Below are 22,302 nucleotides of genomic sequence, written 5' to 3' on the forward strand. Positions count from 1 at the left end.
CCTGGCGCGGCGGCTTTGCCGCACGCCGCGCCGAAGGCGCCTCCGGCGATGGAGCTTCGCCCATCGCCGGGCGCAGCCGAGCCCGCAGCGGCGGACGTTTCGCCGCCGCTGCCCACAACCAAGCGCCGGCCGCTCCCGCCGGCGCAGCACCCAGCGCAGCGCCTGGCGACGCGCTTCGACCCAAGAGCGCTCATCGCCGCCTATATGCTGCTGGCGGCGACCATCATCATGCAGCATAGCTGGAGCGGCTTGCTGCTTGCCGGAGCGCTTGCAGCCGCGATATGGCTGCCGCTGCGCACTCAAATGCGGACTTGGCTCGGTTTTATTCGAGCCTACGCCTTAATCATTCTGCTCTTCGGTGTAGTAGCCGGAGCGCATATTCAGCCATTATCGTTTGATTGGGAGCAATCGGCACGAACGATGCTCCGCTTGGCGACGCTTTTTTGCGCCATGCTGCTCGGCCTGCCAATGCTGCTGCTTATGACGCCGCTGCGAATTCAGCGGGCGCTGGAGCAAACGTTCGGCTGGATGAGCCGATTTAAAGTGCCGATCTCATCGATTACATTGACCGTGACCTTAATATTTCGATTTATTCCGCTGCTGCTTAAGGAATGGGAGCGGTTTGCGAAAATCGCGCATGCGCGGGGAAAAGCAATCACGCCAGTCGGCGCATTGCCGCCCTCGATGCTGGCATCGGCCATTATACCCTACATTCGTTCGATTTTACGAATGGCGGAGCAAATGGCAGAGGCGCTGGAGGCGAGAGGGTTTGGCAACAGCGACATTCGTGTAACAAGAGGCTTCCAACTGCGTTTCGGACGTCAGGATATACTGATGCTTGGAGCGGCGCTTATTGTATCAGCCGTATTATATATGTGGGCTACCATTTAAAGCTTGTAGGATAATGCTGCTTTGCTGACTTTTTCTATGAAAAAGCTTTTCCTATTACTGTTTCGCCGTAACAAAAAGCCCGCTTGGCCTTATCGTCATGGATGATGGGACAGGCGGGCTGTTTAACTGTCAAGCGCATGAATGCTTGAAACATAATATTTTTTCGGAATTCTTTTTTTCCTTTATCGCTGCATGTTGTCTTTCATCCCCTTTGCTTGCATATTTAATCTTAATCCAGCCGTAAAATTGCTTTGTAAAGTCATTGATTTTAAATGAACATCATTTAACATAAAGGGCAACACATATAATTTGTATAAAGCCCTCTGATTTCACTAATGTCAGATAGAGAGGGCAGCCAGCAGTATAATGACGGAAGCAAGCTGAACGTCGAATTCGTACAGGTACACAGACGCTAGCTGCTACTAGAGACGGCTTAGATGCTCCGATCATCGGTTTCAAAACTGGCGAAATTGATAATGTATTCGGAAAGGCTGGTTTGCTGATAGATTAGTTAGATTCACATTGTGACTAGGGTGTGTATACAAACGGGAATCGGCCTGTTGTTCCTTGCTTAGCGCTTATTCGAGGCCAATCTCAAGGCTTTAGGAAGCGCAGCATGTGATTGTTGCTGAGACCACGCAGCTCGGGACGCTCCCTCCTTTTTTCAAGGACTGAGGTTCCGCTATTCTGACTTTGGATACGATTTCAGGCCGTAAGCGGACAGGTAGGTAATCCGTTATCACCCTCATCATCCCATCAAAATGACTTTTGGCAGCGTATTAGCGGCTCCTGTGTCCGCGGCCTGGGCCATAATCCGTGATCCTGTTGAAATAGCGGCTGCTGTGTCCACCAAGTCTAGCTTTGTACAGGGAGTACCCCCTGAAACGAAGAGCATGAAGCTGCCTTTCGGTACGTAGGTTCATATTCATGGGGTGTAACATTCCCGGTAGTAGAGAGAATACGTTTGACGCTGGCTTCTGTCAGGATCTGGCTCGCTTACGTTTGCATACACGCCCTAGCAATGTTAAAAGGAGAGAAACGATAAGCGTGCGAATCACAATTGCACAATAAAAAATAACGAAGATAAGCTGAAACTCCCCAGCGTACGGGGGAAATTGGTTTTTCTCGTAGGATGGGGGATTACTAACATGAAGGCGATTATTTTTGGAGTTACGGGCATGGTTGGACAAAGTGTATTGCGTGAGTGTTTGTTAGACGATACCGTTCAAGAAATACTTACTGTCGTTCGCAAGCGTACGGAGCAGCAGCATGAAAAAGTAAGGCAGATCAAACTGGGAAATGTAGCCGATCTAACGGCAATCCAGCATGAACTAACAGGATTTGATGCTTGTTTTTTTTGCCTAGGTGTTTCTTCTGCGGGTATGAAGGAAGCGGAGTATAGAAAAATAACCTAATAATATGACTTTGTCTGTTGCAGAAACATTAGCGGAATTGAATCCTCAAATGACCTTTATTTATGTTTCTGGAAGTGGGACGGACAGCTCTGAAAAAGGGCGTACTATGTGGGCAAGAGTCAAGGGGGAGACGGAAAATGCGTTATTGCGCCTTCCTTTTAAAGCAGCTTATATGTTTCGGCCAGGTGTCATTACTCCCCTTCATGGCATAAAATCAAAAACAAAAATATACCAATTTTTGTATGATATATTGAAGCCCCTGCATCCGTTGCTTATGAAGCTGGATAGTGTCCTTACATCAGAGCAATTAGGTAAGGCCATGATACAAGCAGCAAGCAATGGTTACCCGAAACCGCATATCGAAAGCAAGGAACTTAAGCAATTAAGTGGAGCTTCAAGCTGAGCCACTGGATGGATAAAATGGCATGACTCATGAAAAAAGCGATGCTCATCTATTACGTTAATACTTCCCGACATGTGAGCGAATGGGGGAATGAACGTCCAATAAAACAGCGGCAGTCCGGATTTTTTCATCCACAACTGCCGCTGTATCTATGATTTGAATTAGTCAACCTATCGAAATAAAATGATTTATCATTTATTCCCGCTATTCCCCGCGACATTTCTGCTAGTAGTCCGTTCCTTCATGTACCACCACGCACAAAGCAGCGCTGCAGCAGCGCCGAGCATGCCGCCGAACCAGAAGCCGCTGTTCATGCCCCAGCTGTCATTCAACCAACCGGCTAGAAAAGGCCCGGAAAACATCCCAATCGAATACACTGCCTGATAAAGGCCCATTGCAGTAGCTCTCCCAGCTGGCTGGACGTCACGAATCGCAAGGCCGAGCAGCAGCGGCAAATGCAAGCCTTGGGCAAAGCCGTTTATCGCTTGTGTCAGCGCCAGCATAGCGAATGAATCTGTATAGGCAATGGCCACCGTACATATTGTGCTTAGCACGAAGCCAATTCCAATCGTGACCCAATTGCCAAAACGCGGCGCGAACCATTTAGCAGTGAACATTGAAGCGAGCGCATGCGGCAGCATAAAGGCAAAAACAATTAATGTCAGCCCATACCCGGTAATGCCCAGCGTCTCTGCCTTGAGTGGCGTAAAGCCAAACATCGTGATGAACAGCACGCCATGTGCGAGAATGGAGAGCAGCGATACTTGAAGCAATAACTTCGTGCCGATAATGCTGCGCGCCATCGCGAGTGTCATGCCGACGCGCTCATGCAGCTGTTTCGGCGGTTCTTTTAAAATCAGACCTAGCAATAGCCCTACCCCAGCGATGATAGCCCCAGTAATGAAAGGTGCGGCATCTCCCCACATATCGGTCACCGTTCCGCTCATCAGCATGCCGAGCATTTGGCCGCTAACGATCATCACGCTAATGCTTCCCATCGCCCGTGCAGCATCCTCAGCAGCAAAATAATTGGCATACATGACTGTAAAAGCAACCCATGTTGAGGCGCATATGCCTGCCATTGCCCGGCCTCCGAGCGGCCATAGCCAGTGTCCTGGCACCAGAAACAGCAAGCAGCTTAAGAGAGCAGTCACCATGCCCAGTATAATAAACGGCTTGCGCTTGCCGAAGCGGTCAGAAGCGACCCCAACTGGGAAACGTACGAGCATTTGAACAAAGCCATAGCTGCCAAGCACAATGCCAATCAACTGCATCGACAAGCCGCGGCCGCTCAAAAAAGGCGATAACGTCGGTACATAAACGTACATCGACGTCCAGTATAATAGCGTAACAACCGTAAACACCAAGCGCTGTGAAGTAGTAGAATGAGCCGGTTCAGAAGCTGTCAAAGCAGTAGACATCGTTATAAAACCCCTTTCATCACTACTTTAGCCTACAATCCCGCTCCTTGTCACCCACAAATATGGCTGACCTTACGGGGCGAATGAGCATTAACCAGGATCATCTCTCCGCTTTGCTTGTATAACTTCATTTTAACTTCAGTAGAGGTTTATATTTTTGTTTTAAGATAAATGCAGCAAGTGTAGATTAATAGGTTGTGCTTAAGCCTTGGATCGCTTTATGCGAACAAGGCTTTTCTTTTTCCTGCATTGGATGAATTATGTAAAATTATGAAACATTTTCGTCGTTTTTTGCGTTAGGTAATAGGATGAGTACATATAAAAATAGGGAGGGGTCTGTCTGTGAGTCGAATAGGTTTTAAATTAAAGCTTTTTGTCATGATGATTATGATCGCCAGTTTATGTACAGGCCTTGGAACAACGGGCTCGAAAGCATATGCCGAAGCGGCAGGCATTGAGCTGAAAACGGAAGCAGGCTATCAGGGCAGTGTGAAAATTGATAAAAGAATGCCTGCCCATCTCACGCTGACGAATCGGACGAATGCCGACTTAAAGGGCGAGGTCGTCATTTCAATTATTACGCCTTATGGCGGGACGACGACCGATTTTGTCGTGCCGATCGAGCTGCCGAAAGAAACGCCAGTCGAGCTGACAGTTTCCTTGCCAGGCATGCAGCTGAACAAAGACAATAACAAAATACGCTTCTTTGAAGGCGTTTCATCCAAAGGGAAGGAAGTAGCTTTCATTGGCAAAGCTTTTTTGGATAGCAATGGCACAGCCGATTACACCTTTGGGGTGCTCGCGAGCGATCCCGATACTTTAAATTTCATGCCTTCACTGAATGTGCGGGGCTATCAAATTTCCGTGCTGCCGCTGACGCCGGAGCAGCTGCCGGAAGAAGCTTCACTGCTTGATTATTTTGATGTCATTGCCATCAATGATGTAGCAACTTCGGATTGGAGCGAGCAGCAGGTGGCGGCTATTACTGGCTGGATCAGCAAGGGAGGCACGCTTATTCTCTCTGGAGGCGCAGGCTACAGCAAAACAGCGAAAGCTTTTGCAGCTATTGCGCCGGTTGAGCCGGATGGCGGGACGGTGTCACAGCCGATTTCGCCTGAAATGGTGAGCGCCGGTGAAGCGAAAAGCGCAAGTGCAGGTGATATGACGCTGTCGACAGGCAAGCTTGCCGCTGGGGCAACTAAGCTGTTAGGCGGGGAAACGCCGATTGCTGCCGAGCGTAAGCTGGGACTTGGCAAGGTGCTGTACATTGCTTTTGATCCGGCCTTGGAGCCTATTGCTTCTTGGTCGGGAAGTGCCACGTTATATGCGAATTGGCTGCAAAGCTCGTTATTTCCGATGCAGCAGGGCTATATGAGCGGCAATAATGCATATTGGGGATTTCAACAAATCGTAGATCAGTTTCCATCCATTTCACCGCCTAATTTTGGTCTCTTGCTCGTCATGTTTATCATTTATATGATTGTTGTAGCTCCGGTGCTGTATTTGGTGCTGCGAAGGGCAGACAAGCGGGAGTGGTCGTGGTGGCTCATTCCGCTTATCTCCATCGTTTGCGGTGCCGCTATTTTCTTCTTCGGTGCTGAAAATAAACGTTTTATGTCTACCCACACGGTTCAAACCGTGCAATTATCTGGCCAAGGCGAAGGGGTTAAAACCGGTGCATTTTCGATTTTCGTTCCGAATGGCGGCGAAGTTGTTGCCCGCTTCAATGAAACGCTGCCCCTAACGCCTTATGCATCAGGCAGCAGCACGGGCGACTTGAATTTGCGCAGCGACAGCAGAGTTGTGAGCATAGAAGGACAAACGACAGCCGAGTGGAGAAATGTAGAATATTGGTCGACACGCAAAGCTGTGTTTGAAAAAGTTCCCATGCAGGAGCAGGTCGGACAATTCAAGGTGTCCTACCAGAACAGCAACGGGCAAATGGATTATAAAATTAAAAATGACACCTTGAACGATTTAAATCATGTTGTTGTAGTGATGAACGGCAGCAGCTATTCAATCGGCGATTTAAAGCAAGGCGAAGAAGGTTCTGTGCTCATCTCCAACAATCCCAACACGAATATGGGATACTTTAATTACGGCAGCATGATATTCCCGTATCAGAGCGGCAATCAGGATACTTTTAGCAGGCAGCGCACGCTGGTCGAAACGTATTTTAATATGAACTACAGTTCTTCGACTATACCGATGATTTACGGTCCGGTTGTGATCGGATTCAGTGAAAATGAAGACGCGTTGTTTACCGTTAATAACAATAAAGTTAAAGCCGCTAATTTGACGATGTGGGTGCAAAGCTTGGGTGAGATGGAGCCGGATGCAAACGGTCGCCTAATTGTGCCGGCAGGCTTCGTAAATCCCGTTATTATTGAGAAAAGTGTCAATCGATTAGAAAATTTTGGGAACTCTACTTTTTCGATTGGGCAAGGCGAGCTGGTGCTGGAATACAGCTTCCCTCAACGTGAACAGCTGACATACGATCAATTGGACATTCACCTCGATCCTTCCCAATCCGGGCAAAATTTGAAGTGGCTCATTTGGGATGAAGCGCAAGGCAAATGGCTGAAAGTTGCAGCGGAAATGGAAGATCCTTCGAATTATCTCATCGATGGCTTCAAATTGCGGATGAAGCTGATTGTAAATACCGATATAGAAACGAGAATGCCGCAAGTGGCAGTGGAAGGCGAGGTGGCGAAGCATGAATAAGGCGGAGCAGACGGAAATAAAAGTGGAACAGGAAGCGGGAGTTTCGCCCGAGCAGGATCAGGGAGCCGTTCCCATGATTGAAATTAAAGGACTCAGCAAGTCCTTCGGCTCATTCCACGCGCTAAAATCGCTTGATTTGACGATTGCCAGGGGCAAAGTGTTTGGTTTTGTAGGGCCGAATGGCGCGGGGAAATCAACGACGATGTCCATTTTAGCTACGCTGCTGTCGCCTTCGTCGGGCTATGCGAAAGTAGATGGCTTTGATGTGACGAAGCATCCGGCAGAAGTGAGGAAGCGGATAGGGTATATGCCGGATTTCTTCGGTGTGTACGACCAGTTTAAAGCGGTCGAATATTTGCATTTTTATGGTGCGAGCTATGGAATCCCCAAAAAGGAACGAGAAGAGCTCATTCCGCAGCTGCTTGAGCTGGTCAATCTCAGTGACAAGCGGGACGCTTATGTCGATACGCTGTCTCGTGGCATGAAGCAGCGGCTGTGCTTGGCGCGCTGCCTGGTGCATGATCCCGATTTGCTCATCCTCGACGAGCCGGCTTCCGGACTTGATCCGCGGGCGAGAATCGAAATGAGGGAAATTTTGCTTGAGCTGAAGGCAATGGGCAAAACGATCATTATTTCATCGCATATCTTACCTGAGCTTGCGGAGATGGTCGATGAAATTGGCGTCATTGAGCATGGACAGATGATCGCCCAGGGCAATGTATCGGAAATTCAGAACCGGCTGCGGGTGAAGCGGATTTTATATATCCGGCTGCTTGAACGGTTGGAAGAGGCCGAGCAGTTTTTGCAGGAGCAGCCGCATGTGACGCGTCTGATGCGCGATGAGCGGGGCATACATGTTCATTTTAGCGGACAGGATCTCGAGCAGGCGGAGCTGATCAGCGAGTTGATTGCTGCGGGCTATCGCATTATTTCGTTTAGCGAAGGGCAGACGAATTTGGAAGATGTCTTTTTGGAAATTACGAGAGGAGGGGACGGCTTCGAATGAGAAACGATACAGTAAGCAAAGATTGGCGCAGCAAGCTGATCAATCCGGTGCTGGATAAGGAATTCCGCTTGCGGATGCGGACGCCGCGCACGATGTGGACGCTGCTTGCCTATTTATTCGCCATTGGGCTGTTTGCCCTTAGCTCCATTTATTTGCTTAATATGAGCTCGGGCAATGCCGCCTCGTTTAATCCGAGCGAAAGCCGGATGCTGTTTTATTTTCTCAGCTTCGTACAGCTCGGCCTCATTTCCTTCATGGCCCCGGGCCTCACGGCTGGCGTTATAAGCGGCGAGCGTGAAAGGCAGACGCTTAATCTGCTGCTTACGACGCAGCAAAGCTCGACAACGATTATTTTAAGCAAGCTGCTGTCTTCTCTGAGCTTTATGATTTTAATCGTCATTAGTACGCTACCTGTATACAGCATGGTGTTTCTGTTCGGCGGCATATCGCCGGCGCAGCTGCTGCTCATTTTTTTCTTTTATTTATTTTTGATGATCGTTATAGGGGCATTCGGCATTTTGTTCTCCACCATCGTCAAGCGGACGATGATTGCTGTTATTTTGACCTATGGCGTGACGTTGTTTTTGTACGCGGGCACGGCGCTCATTGGTTATGTAGCGATCATGGTATCTATGCAGGTTTCAGGCTCTAGCGCTTCAAACGAATGGATCGTTCATATTTTTTCATGGAATCCAGCAGTAGCAATGTACAGCATTTTGGACCCTAACATAACGAGAGAAATTGTTTATTCGGGATCTGGATCGACAGCCTCTGAACCGTTTCTGCAGCTATGGCAGGAGTTTATGCTCATTTATCTCGTGTTGGCCGCTCTAGCCATTTGGTTAAGCATTCGCTACTTGCGTCCTCGCATGAAGCAAAGCGGGAAATAAGGGATAAGAATTCGGCATTAAAGTAGGAGGGAACGCAAATGGAGCCAAGCGGAAGCAGTCAGGCTAAAGAGGAACAGCAGCTTCCTGAGCTGCTATTGCCGGTACGTCTGAGATTGACGATGTTCACGATGTGCAAGCAAGGGCTGAAGGGCTTGCTTATGGGCAGCTCTGCAGGCTTGCTGCTGCTCATCGCAAGCAGGCTGTGGCCGCTGCTTCATGCGCGGCCAGCCGCTGTGATTTTGGCGGCAGCGGGCCTGCTGGCGGGGCTGCTGTATGGGCTGTGGCGGCGCGCCTCGCTGCGTGATGCGGCGAGAGCGATGGATCGACACGACACGGATGATGCCGTGTCGACTGCGCTTGATGGATGGCTGCGCCCGGCTGGTCAGCCATCCGCTATTGTACTGCTGCAGCGGCAGGAAGCCATTGCTGCAGCGAAAGCTTATGCCGCTATGCTGAGCAAGCGGTTGCCTTGGCCCGCATGGCCGGCGTGGAAGCGGGCCGTGCTGGGGGTTAGCGCGGTATGGGCCATTTCCGCGCTTTTGCTCGTATGGGCGAATCCGCTGGATCATTTGGCGGAGGAGCGGGCCGCTGAGCGGCAGCAGCTCGAAGAGCTGCGTGAAGAGGCGGCTGCGCTCGCGGAGGAAGCGGAGCGGGCAGATGTGCCTGAGGAGGCGAAGCGGCAGCTTGCTGAGCCGCTTGAGAAGCTGCGCAGCAAGCTGGAGGAAAACGACAGCGACATGGAAGCGGCGCTTGCCGAGCTGGCCGAGGCGATGCGCGAGCTTGAGCAGACGGCGGAGCTGGCGAAGCAATCGGCATCGCAGCTTGATGAAGCTGCGGAAGCGATGCAGCGCGAGCCTGCACTGAAGCAGTTGGGAGCTGCGCTGCAGGACCGGCTGGAATCGGGCATGCGCGAAGCGATTAGCGATATGCGTTCGGAGCTGCAGAAGCTGACGCCTGAGCAGAAGGAGCAGCTTGCACAGGCGCTGGAGCAGCTTGCGAGGCAGCTGCCGCAAGACAAGGAGGCGCTCGCATCCGCACTGGCAGAAGCCGCGGAGCAAGCGCGCAATTCCGAAGCGGAGGATGACGCTTCGGGCGAAACGGAGGGCGGCGATGGCCTCGCCGCCTTGGAGGAAGCGCTGGCTGGCGAATTATCGCAGGCACAGCTGGAACAGCTGGCTAGCGCGATGGCGAGCCAGCTTGGGCAAAGCGGACAGCCGCTTGCGGGCCAATTGGCTGCAAGCGGCGGCTCCGTGCCGCCGAGCTGGGCAGCGGCGGCCTCCGGCAATGGCTCGCCAAGCGGCAGCAGCGCTGGCGGAGCATCGGGCTCGCCGAGCGAGCCCGGATCGGGCGCGGCGCCGGGAAGCTCTGGCGCCTCTGGCAGCGGCGGCGATCCTTCGTCCAGCGGTGCTGGGACAGGAGCCGGTTCCGGTCAGGGAGCGGGCGCTGGCGCAGGAGCCGGAGCTGGCCAAGGTCAGGGCGCTGGCAGCGGCTCGGGCAGTGGGCAGGGAGGCTTGCAGGGTGGCACAGGTGCAGGCGGACGAACGCTTGTAACAACGCCGCGCACGATGGCAGGTGAAGGCAATGTACAGGAGGATGGCGGACCATCCACTGGCGGCCAGGAGCAGACGGGCGGCAAGTCGCCGATGATTGACGGAACGACTCGCCCTTACGAGGAAGTGTACAGCGAGTATGCAACCGAGGCCAAAAAAGCGCTTGGACGCTCCCAGCTGCCACAGGCCATGCAGGATAAAGTAAAGCAATATTTCGACAACATACAGCCGAATCGATAAGGAGTGAGGTGGACAAATGATTGAATCCAAGGAACAGATTACACAGGCGGCTGAGCGTATAGCTGCTCTGCAAGAGGAAATTGGAAGTGTCATTGTAGGGCAAAAAACGGTAGTTGAGCAGCTATTATGGTGCTTGCTGGCAGGCGGACATGCGCTGCTGGAAGGCATCCCCGGGCTCGGGAAAACGATGCTCGTCCGCACGGTTGCGGATACGATTTCCTTGCAATATTCAAGGATTCAATTTACGCCTGATCTCATGCCCGCAGATATTACGGGAACGACACTGATCGATTTTACTGAGCAGGGTGCGGCGGGACGCAGCTTTCAGCCTGGACCGATCTTCGGCAATCTGGTGCTGGCCGATGAAATTAACCGTGCTACGCCAAAGACACAAAGCGCGCTGCTAGAAGCGATGCAGGAAGGCACGGTGACAGCTGGCGGAGAAACGCGCCAGCTGCCGCGTCCTTTTTTTGTATTGGCGACGCAAAATCCAATCGAGCAGGAGGGGACATACCCGCTGCCGGAAGCACAGCTTGACCGCTTCCTGCTCAAAATTGGCGTTAGCTATCCGACGCGCGAGGAGCTCAAAGAAATTGTGCTGCGGACAACAGCAGCAACTCAGCACCGCGCCCAGGTCAAGATGACCGCGGATGAGCTGACCGAGCTGCAAATGTATGCCAAGCATATTCTGGTTGCAGACGATGTGCTGGACATGGCGGTCCGGCTAGTGATGATGACGCATCCCGCAGAGGCAGATGCCCCTGACGATGTGAAGCGTTATGTCAGATTTGGCGCCGGACCGCGAGCGCTGCAAGCGATTGTGGCGGTCAGCAAGGTAAGGGCGCTTTGCAGCGGCAAGCTGCATGTGTCGTGGAGTGATATTCGCGAGGTAGCTGCGCCAGCGCTTCGACACCGGGTCGTGCTTGGTTACGAGGCACAGGCAGCAGGCATAACGACGGATCAGATGACCGAATCCATCTTAAGCGCATTGGAGCTGACAAGATGAATGGGCAAGGCAGCGGTTCTGGGAGCGGAGTCCAGCATTCAGCGTTCAGCGGCGCTTTAGCCAAGCTTTTTCCCGATTCCTCCTTGCTTCATCGTCTGGAGCGCATGAAAGTGGCCGCGGGCAGCCGGGTGAAGGGCACGATGGCTGGCAAGCGCCGCTCCAGCACGCTCGGCGGCTCGCAGGAATTTGCAGATTATCGTCCTTATGCGCCTGGCGACGACATTCGCCGTCTGGATTGGAATGTGTATGGCCGAACAGGCAGAGCGTATATGCGTCAATATTGGGATGAGCAGGAGCTTACCTTGCATGTGTACGTTGATGTATCTCCATCGATGAACTATGGCGGCGAACAGGCAAGCAAGCTGCGCTGCGCCTTGCAGCTTGCAGCCAGCGGCGGATACGCTGCACTTTCAGGCGAGGACCGCATTGCGATCAAGCTGTTTGGCGGAACGGCTCCGGCAGAGCTTCCATCGCTTCGCGGAAGGGGCTCCACTGCGCGATTGTTTCATTTTTTGGCGGAGGCACTGGAGCAGCAGTCTTTTCAACTAGACGACGGGCTTAAGTCTCCTATTACAGGTCGGGGAAAAGAAACTGAACATCCGGCGGCGGCTCTGTCTATGAGGGAAGCTATTCAACTGGCTGGGCAGCTCCCGCATCGTACGGGAGTTACTTGGATCGTATCCGATGCGATGTATGAGGCGGGCATTGAGGATACGCTGCTCAGCCTGCTTGCCGCTCGGCAGCAGGTTGTTTTTCTCCATTTATTGAGCCCAGAAGAGCTAAACCCGTCTTTGACAGGTGAGCTGAATTTGCTCGACAGCGAGCTGGGCACGGGCAAGGAGGTTGCTTTAGGCAGCCGATTGCTGGAACAATATCGCGATACGGTGAACGAATATTGTAATGAACTCAAGAAGCTTTGCGCCGAGCGCGGAGCCCTTTATATTTTTATTGATACGAGCAAGCCAATTGAACAAACGATTCAGCATACGCTGCTGCGCGCAGGTGTGCTGCACAGCCATAGTTAAATATGAGCTGGAACTGAAATGAGGAGCAACTTGCAACTCGGGTGAAAGGAGGAGGAGAAATGCAGCTGCTATCGCCGCTATCTGCTTTATTCGGCTTGGCGCTTCCAGCCATTGTTTTAATGTATTTATTCAAGCGCACGTATATGGACACCGAAATCGCGAGTCATATGCTGTGGAATCGCATGCTGCGCGAGCAGGAGGCGAATCGTCCGTGGCAAAAGCTTCGTACACGCCCGCTTATGCTATTGCAGCTTCTCGCAGCTGCTATATTAGTGCTGGCGCTCATGCAGCCGTATCTCACCGCAGATAGCCGCAGCGGCAGTCATACCGTCATTGTACTTGACCGCTCTGCAAGCATGACGGCGGCTATGCCTGGCGGAAGCTCGCAAGGCAGCATGCTGGCCGCCGCTGTACAGCAGGCGGAGCTGTGGCTTAGCGAGCAGCCGAAAGGGGAGCTCATTACTTTGCTTGTAACGGGCGAGCAGCCCCGCATTATTTTGTCCAAGGAAACGGACCATGAGCTCGTGCTGCAGCAGTTGAAAACCATTACGCCAGATTTTGGTACCCAGGACAACGTAGCAGCTTTATCACTAGCCGACTCGCTGCTTGCGAATGAACAAGGCGGGCAGATTCTGCTGTTGACCGACGGCAGGTGGCAGGACGCAGACTCCGTTAACCTGCTGACGCTTCATGCAAAGCTTGAGCAATTCAAGCCTGCTTCCCCGCAAGCTGGCAGCAATAATAGCGCTATTTTGTATTTTGGCATTCATGCGGCAGTTGGGGAGGACGGCAAACGGGCAGGCATAGTGACCCTTCGAAATGACAGCCTTGCTTCTAAGCAGCTTGAGCTTGCCGTATATGCGGACAAGGTAGCGGAGCCTGCGGCGAAGAAGTCGGTCAAGCTGGAGGCTGGGGGCTGGACGAGCGTAGATATTAACGGCCTGCCGGAAGAGGCGAGCTATTATACCGCCAAAATTAGCGGAGTAACCGATGATTATGCTGCCGACAATATCGCCTATCAGTTTCCAAGCGTGTCTAAAGCGCAGCAGGTGCTTTTGGCTACATCCGGCAACTTGTTTTTGGAAAAAGCGCTCCAGCTCGCTGGCGTAAAAACGATAAAGGTTGATCCAGCACAGTATGTTCCTTCCAAGGAGCATGTGAAGGATATCGACTGGGTCATTATGGATGGGGATACAGTGAAGCTGCGTACGGACAAAAGCTGGCAGGAGCTGTTTGCCTCCAAGCCTGTCTGGTATATTGACCATCCGGAAGCGACCCAGGAAGAGACGGCTTCGCCTGCGAATAGCAGGGTAGCGCTAGCCGAGCATCCCGTTACCGCCTACCTTTCATTTGAAGATACTCATATCGGACGGGTGGTGAAGGCGAAGGATGCCGGGACTTGGGGAGAAGCTATCGTAACTTATGGCGGCTTGCCAGCCATTTATGCAGGTTCGGTGCAAGGAAGGCCGCAGCTGCGCTTTACCTTTGATATGCAATCCAGCGATTTGCCGCTGCGGCCCGAGTTCCCTGTGCTAATCGTGCAGGCTGCGGACTGGATGAGCGGAGGAAGCCAGGCACAGCTAGGGACGGCGGATGCTGGAAGTGCGTTCCAGCTTGCTTTTTTAAATGAGACAGCCAAGGCCAAGTGGGAAACGATCGAAACCATAGGCGGTTATAGCGAAAAATCACTGCCTGACAGCAATCTGACTGCGGCGCTTGCAGCGCAAGAGCCAGCTGTCGCCCCGGCGGTTCCGGGTTTGTACCGTTTAATCGAGCAAAACGCAGAAGGAGAAACGATCGGCCAGAGGATGCTTGCTGTAACAGCGGCTTCCGCTGAAAGTGCATCGATGTCTGCAACTGCTGAAATCAAGCCGATTGCTGCTGGTTCCTCTGAATCGGGTCAAAAACAGGCTGATGCAGGACTTGCTGCGGGCAGCGTGGAAACGGCAAATGCCGCAAATGCTTTTGCCGTATGGCTCGCGCTTGCACTGCTTATGCTGATGCTGGTGGAATGGGAGGTGTACCGACGTGGGAATGCAGGCTAATTCGCCTTGGGCGCTCCTTCTTCTAATCCCGTGGGCAGTGGCGGTGTGGTGGATGATTCGAGGTACGCTGCGGCTGCAAGGCACTCGTAAAAAGATAGCCATTGCGCTGCGTTCATTCATTCTGCTGCTGGTCATTGCAATTGCTGCAGGCGTGCAGCCTTACTGGCATGTGGAGCAGCGAAACGTTATTTTTGTAGCGGATCGTTCCGCATCCGTCAATGCCGATGCCTCTTTAGGCGAGTGGATTGCCAAAGCCTCGGCGGCGAAAGACGAAGAGGACCAGAGCGGAATTGTGTCCATCGGACTGGATGCGGCCATCGATAAAGTGCTCTCGCCTGATCAGCTTCCAAGTGCGGAACGATATACATTTCGATCAGGTGTGAATGAAAACTTCACGGACCTGTCTCAGGCGCTGCGCCTTGCGTCAGGCATGCTGCATGAAGCCGGAGGCGGCAAAATCGTGCTGCTCTCCGATGGCGCTGAAAATGCCGGAAGCATGCTGCGCCAAGCGGAGCTGCTGGGGCATGCAGGCATTAAGGTGGATGTCGTTCCGGTAGCTGCCCCGCAGCGGGTGGACGCTTCGCTCGAAGCGATGGACGTTCCGCAAACGCTGCGTCAAGGCGAGAAATTCACGTTTGAATTTACGATTAACAGCACATCATCTGGTACGGCCAAGCTGAGGCTCTATGAAGATAACCGCGAGCTATCGACAAGCGAAATCGTGCTGGAGCCGGGCGAAAATCGTTTTGCGCTGCAAAGTGCTGCGCTGGAACCGGGCTTTCACCGTTTCCGGGCTGAGCTGTATGCCGAAGGGGATGAACGCGAGCAGAACAATACGGCTTATGCGTTCAGCAGAGTTAGCGGCCCGCCCGCTGTGCTTATTGTTGAAGGCGTTCCTGGCTCATCAGGCAATGTGGAAGCAGCTTTGAAAGCTTCTCTCATTCGTTACGAGACGATTCCGCCTGAGCGGCTGTCTGTACAGCTGGCTTCGTATGCCGCCTATGACAGCATTATTTTAAATAATGTTCCAGCAACACGCATTGCGGCTAAACCGATGGAGTGGCTCGGCAAGGCGGTCAGCGATTATGGTATTGGCCTGGTCATGCTGGGTGGCGACAACAGCTTCGGTTTAGGCGGCTATTTCCAAACGCCTATAGAGAAGGCGCTGCCGGTCTATATGGATTTGAAGGGCAAGCGTCAGTTGCCCTCGCTTGGCTTGATTTTGGTTATTGACCGTTCCGGCAGTATGGCCGGCGGCAAGCTGGAGCTCGCGAAAGAAGCGGCGATGCGGACGATTGAGCTGATGCGCCCAGAGGATTCGGTAGGCGTAGTCGCCTTCGACTCGACGCCTTGGTGGATCGTGGAACCGACCAAGCTGACGGATCGCGAGGAGGTTTTGGGGAAAATCCAGGGCATTCAGGCTGAAGGGGGCACGGAAATTTTTCCGGCGCTGGATACCGCTTATAACAGATTGCTTGAAATGGATGCACAGCGCAAGCATATTATTTTGCTCACCGATGGCCAATCGGCATCTAATCCGGGTTATGCCGCGCTGACGCAAGGCATGGTTGACAACACGATGACGATGTCCACGGTTGCAGTTGGCGACGGTGCGGATCAGGTGATGCTGGAGCAGCTTGCGAAGCAGGCGAAGGGACGGTTTTATTTTACAAATGATGAAAGCACGCTTCCGGCTATTTTCAGCCGTGAGACGGTGTTAATGTCACGCACGTATGTTGTGGAGCAAAATGCTCCGCCGCTCGTCGGGCAAGCCGGAAGCTGGTCGTCGATGTGGCAAAATGGCTTGCCGAACTTGCAGGCGTACATCGCAACGACAGCGAAGGAAACGGCTGAGGTCGCGCTGCTATCGCCGCAAGGCGATCCAATTTTGGCACGCTGGGCTTATGGCTCAGGACGAACGGTAGCTTGGACGAGCGACTTGACTGGGAAATGGTCACGAGACTGGGTGCAGTGGGCCGCATTGCCGAATGTGCTCGCCGAGTGGATTAAATGGACGTTTCCCCAGTTTGAGAGCACGCCATATTCCGCTTCAGCGGAGCTGGATGGTCGAGAGGCTATGCTGCGCTTGCGCGCCGAGGGCAGTGATACAGCTGCCAAGCTGTCGGCTGTGGTCACGGATGAAACAGGCAAAAGCACAACGCTTTCGCCGCTTCCAGCAGCTCCAGGCGAATACGCGGCAAGCCTTCCGGTATCGGAGCCGGGCGTGTATTTAATGCAAGTGAATGAACAGACCGCTGCAGCGGGTGGAGCGGAGACGCCGAATCCGGGCAGCGGCACGACGACGGGTTTTGTCATACCCTATTCGCCTGAGTATCGACTGACGGGTGAAAATGGAGCAGAAGCGCTGCAGCAGCTCGCTAACGCTACTGGCGGACGCTTGCTGTCGCTGGACGCGCCGCAGGAAGCTTACCGTTTCGATCCAGTAGAGTCCAGACAGCCCTATGATTGGACGCGTGAGCTGCTTTTGCTTATTTTGGTGCTGTGGCTGCTCGACATTTTGCTGCGCCGGCTGTCGCTTCCTTGGCAGCGAATCGGGCGGATGCTTTTGGCGAGACTCGGGCTCGCAGGTGGACGTTTGCAGAGGAAAGAGCCAGCCGCCGCTGCTCCGTCAGGAGCGATGAGCAGGCTGCAGCAGCGGAAAAGCCGCACCGCAGGCTTTTATGGCGAGCGAGCAGCGGGTACCAGTGACGTGGCTTCAACCTCACGAACATCTGGTCAGGTGCAGGGAAGTGCTTCGGTTGGTCAACTGAATGGAGCTAGTGCAGACCTTAATGGCGTTCAGCAAGCTTCGGCGAATACGTCGCAGACTGTTAGTCGGTCGAATCGATCTCAGGCTCCGAAGCCAGATGATCAAGGTCAGGCGGGCAAGCAGCAGCGAGAAATGCTAGACTCACAGCATAACGCTGCAGGCAAAAGCAGTCAGCCTTCAGCTTCGCCTGCAAATCAAGAGGCAAAGCGGGCTGAAGGTCAGGCGACGGTCAATCGACTGCTTGCCGCCAAGAAGCGTGGCAATCGGTAGCATTTTTGAAAGGTTGCTGGGTTAGAATATTGGCATTGTTTAGAGGAATGGACAACGGCGGCGTCGAAAGTTACAATGCACATAAACGATTTTTATGAGGAGCTGACGTAACGATGTATAACGAAATCACGCCGGAGCAAGTTGAAGCGCGTCTGAATAATAAGGAAAAGTTTCATTTAATCGACGTTCGTGAGCTTGACGAGTGGGAAGAAGGACATATTGCCGAAGCAGCTCATTTGCCCTTGTCCGAAATTCAGGAGCGACTGGATGAGCTGCCTAAGGATGAAAATATTATTTTCGTCTGCCGCAGCGGCGGACGCAGTGGCAAAGTATGCGGCTTCCTCGCGCCACAGGGCTACTCCGTGACCAATATGACGGGCGGCATGCTCGCATGGCCGGGAGCCATTGTTACTGGAGCGTAGCATAGAGCGTTAAAACGAAAAGCAGCCTTGCAATCGCTTGTTGGCGGATTGTAAGGCTGCTTTTTTGGATAGCCAATTTTACATTTGTTGAAAGTAAGGGCAGATTAAGAGACGTAGAAAATAATGCCATTGCCTTCCGTGGCTGCTTTGCTGTAGAAGCGTCCAATTTCGACGAAATTGGCGTATAAATAATCGAAAAATTCCTGCTCATCCTCATCGCTTACGACAGGATAAACTGCATTTTCCACCAAGTCGGCGAGCGAATAACGTTCTCTGAAAGCAGCCTCCGAGATGGCACTGATGGCGATAGAAGCTTCGATTACCTGCTCATGGTTCAAATAAAAGGAGCCAAACTCACTAAATTCCAGCCCTTGATCGTCCAGCATAGGTACTACATAGCCCATAGGTGGGGCTCCATTATGAATATCCTCGCATAACACATAGTGAATGGCCTGCCACGCTTTATCAATATCCAAGCTCTCAAAAGCATCTAGCGCCATATCCTCCATCAAAAGCTCACCTTGTGCAAGTTGTTCAATTTGCTCTTTGTGAACGGCCAAATAGATTCCTATCATTCCCATCAGGGACACTCCCATCTTTTGGTTTATTTAAACGATCTTCACTGTTTTTGGACAGGTACTTATCATTTTATAATAAAGCAGCAAAAAATGGTTGTGTTTTAATTGGAGGACTGTATAAAAAAATACAGACCGCCCTGTGTGGCGGTCTGATAGATAAATTTATGAGGTTACAGTAACAAACCAAGTCGAAAGAAGGACCCCGCTGGAACTGTAGCCACGAATTGTTGCGCTGCCAGTATTTAAAGCAGTAAGCCATCCAGATGAAGATACTGAAACAACAGATGTTCCTGATGCAACAACATAGCTATTCGCACCAATGAGTAACGTAGAATTTCCTTTTTTCAAAGTTATAAAGGTTGTTCCAGCTGCTGAAACCGTTGTTGGAGCTAATAATGCGAAGCTTGTAAAGGATGCAAGGGCTAAGGTTGTGGCAAGAAAAATTTTTTGAATGGATTTTTTCATAAGAACCTCCTTTTTAATATATTTACTTAAATGGCAATAATAAGTAAATTCAATTTAATCATACAATATCAGTTTCTGCTTGCATAGAGGTGTATATTGTCGAATTAAGACTATTAACAGCGAACACATTCGTTTCCGATGAATGGAGTGCCACTTGCTTGAAGAGGCTACAATGGGCGCTGAATCCACACACCCGCAAAAAGCGCAACAAAGCCTGCTTGGCGAGATCGACTCAAGACAGTATGTTTCAATCCATGGGATCACACATAGTGCGACGGTTTGATGATAAAGATGGCAGCCTGAACGCATTAGTTACAATCTACGCACTTACATGGAGTGCGACGTAGGCGTCCCTATTCTTGGGAAGACCAATACAGGGTTTCAATCCACGCACTCACATAGAGTGCGACAGCGAAAAATACACAATTAATTCCATAATGGCATTAATGGTACATTTTTTCAACAAAAACAAATCAAGAAAAATGGGCCGAGGTATTGACTTTTACCAGAATAGCTCGTTTTCGACTTAATTCGACAAAATCTGAGGTGCGAGTGGTCTAGGGTTTTTATGTGAGCTTCACATTCGCACCAAAAAAACGACCAGGGGATATTAGGCTTATCGAAATAAAAACGTATACGTATCACGCTTTTAAACACGCTTCTTTCTCTACTCGAAATAAGAGCTGCCTTCAAAGGACGGCAACGCCTGCTCACACTTTTTTACGCTTGATCCATATTGCCGCCCTCAGCCTGTACACATGTTGGCCCCATGCCGAACATATGATGACAGAAAGGCTATAGATCATTAAGATCATTTTGAAATGATCTACTATATTGCGTCGGCGGGTGTAATAGAAGGGCGAAAGGACGGGTGTGTCATTGGAGCAGCATAATGAGAGTGAAAATAGCGTGACGATGCAATATGCAGTGGGTGGCATGAGCTGTACAGCATGCGCGGCACGAATTGAGAAAGCCGTGGGCAAAATGGAAGGCGTACATTCGGTCGCCGTCAGCTATCCGGCAAGAACGGCTTGGGTGCAGTTTGTGCCTGGGCGGATGCAGTCTGAGGAGATTATGGCAAAAATCGGACACATCGGCTTCCAGGCTTCGGCAGCCGAGCACAGCAAAGAGCAGTGGAAGCAGGAGCGCAGCGCCCTTGGCCTCCGGCTTATGATCTCGCTGCTGCTTACGCTGCCGCTGCTTGCTGGAATGACCCAGCATCTTCCGCTGCTTAGCGGGCTCCCAATTCCGGCTTGGCTGCTGCATCCATGGCTGCAGCTCGCGCTAGCTACAATCGTTCAATTCGTCATAGGATTGCCTTTTTATATTGGCGCTTACCATGCGCTGCGTTCGCGGGCAGCGAATATGGACGTGCTGGTAGCGGCAGGAACGTCCGCCGCCTATTTATACAGCCATTATATTGTTTTTTCTCGACTGCCGATTGGAGAAACGCTTGCCGCAGGGCATACGCTGCCGCTTTATTTTGAAACCTCGGCTGTCGTTATTAGCGCGGTGCTGCTCGGCAAATATTTGGAAATGACAGCTGCATCGCGGGCGCAGGATGAGGCAGGCGGGTACAATCAATTGGAGGCGCAATCCGCAACGGTAGAACGGGCAGGCAAGTGGGTCAGCGTACAGACCGCTTTTGTACGGGAAGGCGAGATTGTGCGCATTGAACCGGGGGAGACTGTGCCGGTTGATGGCATCTTGATCAGCGGGGAAACCGATATGAATGAATCACTGCTGACAGGGGAAAGCTTGCCAGTCGTTAAACGAGTGGGAGACCGGATTTGGGCGGGAACAACGAACGTGGGAGCGATGCAACGCATCCGTACAACCGCTGCGGGTCATGCGACATTGCTTAGCCGCATTAGCGAGCTGCTTCGTCAGGCGCAGCGTTCCAAATCTGCGATTCAGCAGCAGGTGGACCGGGTGGCAGCTTGGTTCGTTCCGGCGATGCTCGCCCTTTCGGCTTTCACCTTTGTGTTTTGGCTGGTGCTGCTGGATCCCGGCAACTGGCATCAAGCTTTCCGCTGCGGGGTCGCTGTTATGCTCGCCGCCTGTCCTTGTGCACTGGGGCTTGCCGCGCCCATTTCACTGGTTATTGCTTCTGGCCGCCTAGCGAAGCAGGGCATTGTGCTCAAACAAGCCGGGGCGCTGGAGCGACTCGCGCGGCTCAATACGCTGCTGTTGGACAAAACCGGAACGCTCACCGAAGGTACCCCGCAAGTTAGCGCCGTATGGGCTGCGCCAAATCAGACGCGCTCGGCCGTGCTGCGTTTGGCCGCAGCCGCCGAAGCAGGTTCCACTCATCCGCTGGGGCAAGCGATAGGACGTGAAGCGGGGCGGGTAGGCTTGACGCCGCCAAGCGCGTCTGAAACGGTTTATTTTCCCGGAAAAGGCGTTCAAGCGGTAGTGGAGCGAAGACGCATAACCGTCGGAAATGCAACCTTCGCGAAGGCCGAACAGTGGAAAGCGAACGCGCAGGTCGCCGCAGCTTTAGCTGTTTTTTGCACAGAACGGGAAAAAAGAGGAGAAACGCTGTTATATGTAGCGGCAGATGGCCTTCTCATTGGGGGGATTTCGCTTGCGGATCGGGTTAAACCTCATTCTTTCGCTGCTGTTCAGCAGCTTCACCGTTATGGGCTCCAGGTGATGCTCGCAACAGGCGACCACCAAATACCTGCCCAAAATGCCGCCCGCCAAGCAGGCATTATGCAAGTATACGCCGGACTGCTGCCTGAGCAGAAGCTGGAGCTGGTAGAGCAGCTTAAGCGTTCGGGCAAACGGGTCGGCATGGCTGGTGACGGCTGGAATGATGCGCCTGCGCTTGCTGCTGCCGACGTTGGCATTGCGATGGGCAATGGCACGGAAGCGGCGCTCGCCGCCGGACATTTAACGCTGCTTCAGCCACGTATGACCGCTATTGTTGATGCACTGGGCATAAGCCGGCTGACGGTGCGCAATATTAAGCAGAACTTGCTGCTTGCCTTCCTATATAACAGCAGTATTGTGCCGTTCGCCGCCTTCGGTCTGCTTGAGCCATGGATGGCAGGGGCAGCGATGGCGCTGAGCTCCGTGTCTGTAGTCGGAAATGCGATGCGGCTGAGCTATATTTTGCGGCGGCACAAGCAACCTTCCGCTTAGTGCAAGGTGGACAAATACGGAAAAACGATGGTAT

16 protein-coding genes are annotated in these 22,302 nt (G+C 52.4%); 13 read left to right on the forward strand and 3 right to left on the reverse strand.

Annotated features, from left to right (window positions below; translation table 11 throughout):
• The 3 genes from WH37_RS23720 to WH37_RS36665 form a co-directional block, all read left to right on the forward strand.
• The coding region (locus WH37_RS23720; protein ID WP_046233122.1) for an energy-coupling factor transporter transmembrane component T family protein at nt 1–891 on the forward strand (891 nt) is incomplete at its 5' end.
• A gap of 1,148 nt (nt 892–2,039) precedes the next feature.
• Entirely contained in the window at nt 2,040–2,306 is a 267-nt protein-coding gene (locus WH37_RS36660) for an NAD-dependent epimerase/dehydratase family protein (protein WP_231594343.1), read from the forward strand.
• A gap of 4 nt (nt 2,307–2,310) precedes the next feature.
• Nucleotides 2,311–2,709, forward strand: a complete 399-nt coding sequence (locus WH37_RS36665; RefSeq protein ID WP_231594344.1) for a Rossmann-fold NAD(P)-binding domain-containing protein — start codon at nt 2,311–2,313, stop codon at nt 2,707–2,709.
• A gap of 191 nt (nt 2,710–2,900) precedes the next feature.
• Here WH37_RS36665 and WH37_RS23730 read toward each other — a convergent pair whose 3' ends face one another.
• Nucleotides 2,901–4,130 carry an MFS transporter gene (locus tag WH37_RS23730; protein WP_046233123.1) on the reverse strand — a complete coding sequence of 410 codons (1,230 nt, stop codon included), beginning with the start codon at nt 4,128–4,130 and terminating at the stop codon, nt 2,901–2,903.
• A gap of 342 nt (nt 4,131–4,472) precedes the next feature.
• Between WH37_RS23730 and WH37_RS23735 the strand changes: the two genes are divergently transcribed.
• The 9 genes from WH37_RS23735 (at nt 4,473) to WH37_RS23775 (ending at nt 18,078) form a co-directional block, all read left to right on the forward strand.
• Nucleotides 4,473–6,854 carry a hypothetical protein gene (locus WH37_RS23735; RefSeq protein WP_046233124.1) on the forward strand — a complete coding sequence of 794 codons (2,382 nt, stop codon included), beginning with the start codon at nt 4,473–4,475 and terminating at the stop codon, nt 6,852–6,854.
• 73 nt (nt 6,855–6,927) lie between these two features.
• Nucleotides 6,928–7,860 carry an ABC transporter ATP-binding protein gene (locus WH37_RS23740; protein WP_046233245.1) on the forward strand — a complete coding sequence of 311 codons (933 nt, stop codon included), beginning with the start codon at nt 6,928–6,930 and terminating at the stop codon, nt 7,858–7,860.
• A complete protein-coding gene (locus WH37_RS23745; RefSeq protein ID WP_046233125.1) occupies nt 7,857–8,750 on the forward strand; it encodes an ABC transporter permease in 894 nt (297 codons plus the stop codon). Before WH37_RS23740 ends, WH37_RS23745 begins: the two co-directional genes overlap by 4 nt.
• A gap of 38 nt (nt 8,751–8,788) precedes the next feature.
• Nucleotides 8,789–10,540, forward strand: coding sequence for a coiled-coil domain-containing protein (locus WH37_RS23750; protein WP_046233126.1), 1,752 nt, complete (start codon nt 8,789–8,791; stop codon nt 10,538–10,540).
• 16 nt (nt 10,541–10,556) lie between these two features.
• The gene (locus tag WH37_RS23755) at nt 10,557–11,546 is read left to right on the forward strand and encodes an AAA family ATPase (RefSeq protein WP_046233127.1); all 990 of its coding nucleotides are present in this window, start codon (nt 10,557–10,559) and stop codon (nt 11,544–11,546) included.
• Nucleotides 11,543–12,571 carry a DUF58 domain-containing protein gene (locus WH37_RS23760; protein ID WP_052737173.1) on the forward strand — a complete coding sequence of 343 codons (1,029 nt, stop codon included), beginning with the start codon at nt 11,543–11,545 and terminating at the stop codon, nt 12,569–12,571. Before WH37_RS23755 ends, WH37_RS23760 begins: the two co-directional genes overlap by 4 nt.
• Nucleotides 12,572–12,630: 59 nt before the next feature.
• Nucleotides 12,631–14,616, forward strand: coding sequence for a VWA domain-containing protein (locus tag WH37_RS23765; protein ID WP_046233128.1), 1,986 nt, complete (start codon nt 12,631–12,633; stop codon nt 14,614–14,616).
• Nucleotides 14,606–17,656, forward strand: a complete 3,051-nt coding sequence (locus tag WH37_RS23770; protein WP_231594348.1) for a VWA domain-containing protein — start codon at nt 14,606–14,608, stop codon at nt 17,654–17,656. The genes WH37_RS23765 and WH37_RS23770 overlap by 11 nt, the downstream gene beginning before the upstream one ends.
• 113 nt (nt 17,657–17,769) lie before the next feature.
• Nucleotides 17,770–18,078: a rhodanese-like domain-containing protein gene (locus WH37_RS23775; RefSeq protein WP_046233130.1), complete on the forward strand. Its 309-nt coding sequence runs from the start codon at nt 17,770–17,772 to the stop codon at nt 18,076–18,078.
• Between the two features lie 104 nt (nt 18,079–18,182).
• Here the strand turns inward: WH37_RS23775 and WH37_RS23780 are convergent, their stop codons facing one another.
• The gene (locus WH37_RS23780; RefSeq protein ID WP_046233131.1) at nt 18,183–18,659 is read right to left on the reverse strand and encodes a YfbM family protein; all 477 of its coding nucleotides are present in this window, start codon (nt 18,657–18,659) and stop codon (nt 18,183–18,185) included.
• A 159-nt stretch (nt 18,660–18,818) separates the two neighbouring features.
• Entirely contained in the window at nt 18,819–19,121 is a 303-nt protein-coding gene (locus WH37_RS23785) for a BLB8/JUQZ-1 family protein (protein WP_046233132.1), read from the reverse strand.
• Nucleotides 19,122–20,000: 879 nt separating this feature from the next.
• Between WH37_RS23785 and WH37_RS23790 the strand changes: the two genes are divergently transcribed.
• Complete coding sequence (locus tag WH37_RS23790) at nt 20,001–22,268, forward strand: heavy metal translocating P-type ATPase (RefSeq protein ID WP_143088364.1); 2,268 nt, start codon at nt 20,001–20,003, stop codon at nt 22,266–22,268.
• The last annotated feature ends 34 nt before the right edge of the window (nt 22,269–22,302 follow it).

Source organism: Paenibacillus algorifonticola (genome assembly GCF_000971975.1).
GTDB lineage: Bacteria > Bacillota > Bacilli > Paenibacillales > Paenibacillaceae > Pristimantibacillus > Pristimantibacillus algorifonticola.

Coding starts and splice junctions, on each gene's coding strand:
- WH37_RS36660 (WP_231594343.1), top strand. CDS start 2,040: ATGAAGGCGATTATTTTTGGAGTTACGGGCATGGTTGGACAAAGTGTA.
- WH37_RS36665 (WP_231594344.1), top strand. CDS start 2,311: ATGACTTTGTCTGTTGCAGAAACATTAGCGGAATTGAATCCTCAAATG.
- WH37_RS23730 (WP_046233123.1), bottom strand. CDS start 4,130: ATGTCTACTGCTTTGACAGCTTCTGAACCGGCTCATTCTACTACTTCA.
- WH37_RS23740 (WP_046233245.1), top strand. CDS start 6,928: ATGATTGAAATTAAAGGACTCAGCAAGTCCTTCGGCTCATTCCACGCG.
- WH37_RS23745 (WP_046233125.1), top strand. CDS start 7,857: ATGAGAAACGATACAGTAAGCAAAGATTGGCGCAGCAAGCTGATCAAT.
- WH37_RS23750 (WP_046233126.1), top strand. CDS start 8,789: ATGGAGCCAAGCGGAAGCAGTCAGGCTAAAGAGGAACAGCAGCTTCCT.
- WH37_RS23755 (WP_046233127.1), top strand. CDS start 10,557: ATGATTGAATCCAAGGAACAGATTACACAGGCGGCTGAGCGTATAGCT.
- WH37_RS23760 (WP_052737173.1), top strand. CDS start 11,543: ATGAATGGGCAAGGCAGCGGTTCTGGGAGCGGAGTCCAGCATTCAGCG.
- WH37_RS23765 (WP_046233128.1), top strand. CDS start 12,631: ATGCAGCTGCTATCGCCGCTATCTGCTTTATTCGGCTTGGCGCTTCCA.
- WH37_RS23770 (WP_231594348.1), top strand. CDS start 14,606: ATGCAGGCTAATTCGCCTTGGGCGCTCCTTCTTCTAATCCCGTGGGCA.
- WH37_RS23775 (WP_046233130.1), top strand. CDS start 17,770: ATGTATAACGAAATCACGCCGGAGCAAGTTGAAGCGCGTCTGAATAAT.
- WH37_RS23780 (WP_046233131.1), bottom strand. CDS start 18,659: ATGGGAATGATAGGAATCTATTTGGCCGTTCACAAAGAGCAAATTGAA.
- WH37_RS23785 (WP_046233132.1), bottom strand. CDS start 19,121: ATGAAAAAATCCATTCAAAAAATTTTTCTTGCCACAACCTTAGCCCTT.